The sequence below is a fragment of the Streptomyces sp. NPDC060209 genome, assembly GCF_042728155.1.
GTDB lineage: Bacteria > Actinomycetota > Actinomycetes > Streptomycetales > Streptomycetaceae > Streptomyces.
The window spans coordinates 1-3,524 of record NZ_JBHWZS010000500.1 but is presented as its reverse complement, the minus strand read 5'-3'; the positions used below and the strand labels follow the sequence as shown (position 1 = coordinate 3,524).

Below are 3,524 nucleotides of genomic sequence, written 5' to 3'. Positions count from 1 at the left end.
GCGGCAGGGCTATACCTGCGTGCTCGACTACAACTACCACGGCGGCGATTCGACCGGCACGGCCACGTATCGCCAGCGCAAGTACGCCCAGGAGGAAAAGCGCGGCGAGCTCCTGGGCCAGGGCCTGCTGTACTCGTTGTACGGGGCGGCGGGCACGGCCACCACCGTGATCGCCACCCGGTCGCGACGCTAGCGGCGCCCTTATTGTGCGGATGTGGTGCCCACCCCGCCCACCGTCCTGGACGAGAACCCCATGAGTTTCTGATCAATAGGACAATTATTAAGGCAGGATGGCGGCCAGTGAAGCGGGAAAGGTGGCCTTCAGGTCATCCCACTCCCCCTTGCTGACGTGTTGCTGCAGCGCCTTGAGGACGGTGCGTGCCAGTTGCTCGGTGTCGCCTTCGATGGCGTAGGGGAAGCCCTGTCGGACGCGTGTGAAGAATTCCTCCTTGCTCATCTTCAACGGTGTTTCCGAGGGCTTCCACCCCTCGTAGTAGATGCCCCGCAGCAACGTCGGCAGTTGAGCTCCGAATTGCGCGCTCTCGTCGACCGTCAAGCGGTCCCGCAGCGGGTGCAGCACTGCTCGCAGCGCGCCGTAGGACTGCTTCCGGCGGTCTTTGGGCCACCCGTAAGCGTCCTCGATCTCCTTGAGGACGTGATTCGCCTTGTCCACCATGGTGTCGAACGAAGAGAAACCTGTGTCGACCATCTTGTGATCCTTCCGCTACTTTGGGTGGTCGGGCTCGTGGGTCATCGATGGGGTGAGAGGGCGCCGGGTCTGTCGCGCTCTCTTCACTTCCGGTCTCCTTGGTCGTCGGCTGTTATCCGTCGCCGTCGTCGTGTCGGCGGCCTTCGGACGTACCTCCTCCCCCGCCCGAGGCAGAGGGCCGGCCGGCCCGGGCGTAAACGCCGTCGGGGCGACCCTCGGCGCGGGACTCCCTGACCGCTTCGCGCAGTGCCTTCCGGAAGCGGCCGGGTCCCCATGACTTCCCCTCAACGGCCTTCTCGAGCTCTTTGAGCTCAGTCGGGCCGCGCTCTTCAAGGATCTTGACCACCTTCTCGATCTCTTCGTCGAGGGCTCGCTCGGCTGCGGCCGCGGACCGGCTGGTCTTGCCCATGGAGCCGACCATGCCCGGCGAGTAGAACGAACTGCCCGGTCCGGGCCGGTACTTCCGTCCCCCCGTCTCTTCGCGCTCGTGCCTGCGGATCCTCCGGCCGACGATCCGCTCGTCGCGGTGGCGGGCCTTTCTACGGTCTTCCTCCGGTCGGGCGCGGTCACGCTCGGCCTGCGGGGAGGGCTCGTTTCGCCATTCCGCCTCTGCCTCCTCCGCGGTCAGCGGGGTAGCGATGCTCTCGAGGGACTGTCGCTCGGCTCGGACGCCGAAGAACACTTCGACAATTCCTCCCAGGGCCATGGCGGCGGCTCCGATGATGAAACCGAGGGCGACCAGATTCTTGTTGCCGCTGTGGATGAACTGGCCGAACAGCATCGGCCCTGTGATCCCACCGACGGCTGTACCAATGGCGAAGAACAGGGAGATAGACAGCGCCCGGGTCTCCATGGGAAACACCTCGCTGACCGTCAGGTAGGCCGAGCTGGCCCCTGCCGAGGCTACGAAGAAGGTCACCGAGACCAGCAGGAAAAACCACCATGCCGTCAGCGAGTCATTCATCAGCAAGATCGCGATTGCGGCGGCGACGCCCGCTGAGCCCAAATAGGTTCCGGCGATCATCGGCTTCCGGCCAACCGTGTCGAACCAGCGGCCAAGGAGAAGTGGTCCGAGGAAGTTGGCGCCGGCGAAGATGGCCATGAAGTACGGGACGGAGCCCGAGGAGACGTCGAAAAAGCCGCTGAGGATCGTGCCCAGGTCGAAGACGATCGCGTTGTACAGGAACGCTTGGCCGATGAAGAGCGCGAGTCCGAGAATCGCACGGCGCGGGTACCGCCGTACGGCCGTCCGGGCGATCTCCACAAAGGGAATGACATCCCGCTGACGGATGGTAATGGCCTCGGCTGGCTCAGGCAATTCCCTTCCGGTCTCCCGCCGTACCTCTGCCTCGATTCGGTCGACGATGCGCTCGGCTTCCTCCTCGCGGCCATGAATGAACAGCCATCGAGGGCTCTCCGGGACATTGCGACGCACCACCATGATGCCCAGTCCGAGAATGCCGCCGAGACCGAAGGCCAGGCGCCAGCCGAGGTCCATCGCGAAGGCGCCGCTAAGGAGGCCCACCGCGGCCAGGCTGCCGATCGCGGCGCCGACCCAGTAGCTGCCGTTGATGGCCAGATCCACCTGACCACGGTTGCGAGACGGAATAAGCTCATCAATAGCCGAATTGATGGCCGCATACTCCCCACCGATACCCATGCCGGTGATGAATCTGGCGAGGAAGAAGTACCAGGGCGATTGAGAGAACGCGGTCGCCACAGTTGCGAGGACGTAGATTCCCAACGTGATCATGAACAGTTTCTTGCGCCCGAAACGGTCCGTGAGCCTGCCGAAGACGAGAGCACCGAAGCAGGCCCCGGCCACGTAGATAGCGGCCGCAGTTCCGATATCGGCGCTCGTGAGGGCGATGCCACTGCCCTTTTCGGTCATGCGCGCGGCGACGGCCCCCACGACGGTCACCTCGAGGCCATCAAGGATCCAGACCGAACCGAGGCCGATCACGATCCGCCAGTGGAATCGTGACCACGGCAGCCGGTCGAGCCGGGACGGGACCCGGGTAGTGATGGTTTTCATACTTGTCGTGGTGGTCATGATGTTCCTCTAGGCCGGATTGATTTAAGTGCGTTCAGACCTGACGGCACGGCACATCTCGCATACAGTGGCTTCCCATGCGTACCTGCCGCCTTCTCGGTCATCGCTTTCGCTTCTCCAGCGAAGACGAAACAATGCACTGGAAATGCGACCGCGATTGCGGAACAGCGGGCACTAAGCGGTATCCGACAGCCGGGGACGCCCAGAGGTACGCGCGAGCGCTCGACCACGAAGACCGACAGGACCTGGGCCGTAGCGCTCCCCTCGGGCTGTTTCCACTGCGATTGCTGCGCGCTATGCGCCTGCGCAAGCAGAGGTCCGCTTCAGGACCGGCCACAGGGCGTCGACACAAGAACACATAGAGCACGGCGCCCCGGTGGGGGTGGCCGCCAGGAGGCGGCGATCCCGGCAAGGCCGGTCACGTCCGTCTCCTCACCTCAAGTCCAATCGGAACACTGCTGTTGGTCCGTAGGCCGTGAGGAGCGCTGGTCCGGGTGTGGCCGATAGCTGCAAAGCGAGGTGACAATCTCGGACCGCTGCGGAACATTAGATCAACAGATGAGTTGTATGTCCGCATCAGGGAAGCGAACGGGTGTATTCGTCTCGCCCGGTCGGCGCTCACTCGACCGGCAATCCCCCAAGCGGCGCGGACCTTCTGTCTTCGCCAGGCGTCGATGAGCCAGGAGACCCTCGGGTCGGATGCCACCCGGGCCGAACACGTCGGGATCGGCCCGCAGCATGGCGACATCGGCGAGGCAGTCC

General features: G+C 64.2%; 2 protein-coding genes and 1 pseudogene. 1 reads left to right on the top strand and 2 read right to left on the bottom strand.

The window, feature by feature from the left end:
- Positions 1-193, top strand: a pseudogene (locus ACFWFI_RS41785) (hypothetical protein); the annotation flags it as partial.
- Positions 194-280: 87 nt separating this feature from the next.
- Here the strand turns inward: ACFWFI_RS41785 and ACFWFI_RS41780 are convergent.
- The gene (locus ACFWFI_RS41780) at positions 281-709 is read right to left on the bottom strand and encodes a DUF2267 domain-containing protein (protein ID WP_387401048.1); all 429 of its coding nucleotides are present in this window, start codon (positions 707-709) and stop codon (positions 281-283) included.
- Between the two features lie 112 nt (positions 710-821).
- Positions 822-2,762 carry an MFS transporter gene (locus ACFWFI_RS41775; RefSeq protein WP_387401046.1) on the bottom strand — a complete coding sequence of 647 codons (1,941 nt, stop codon included), beginning with the start codon at positions 2,760-2,762 and terminating at the stop codon, positions 822-824.
- Between the last annotated feature and the right edge of the window lie 762 nt (positions 2,763-3,524).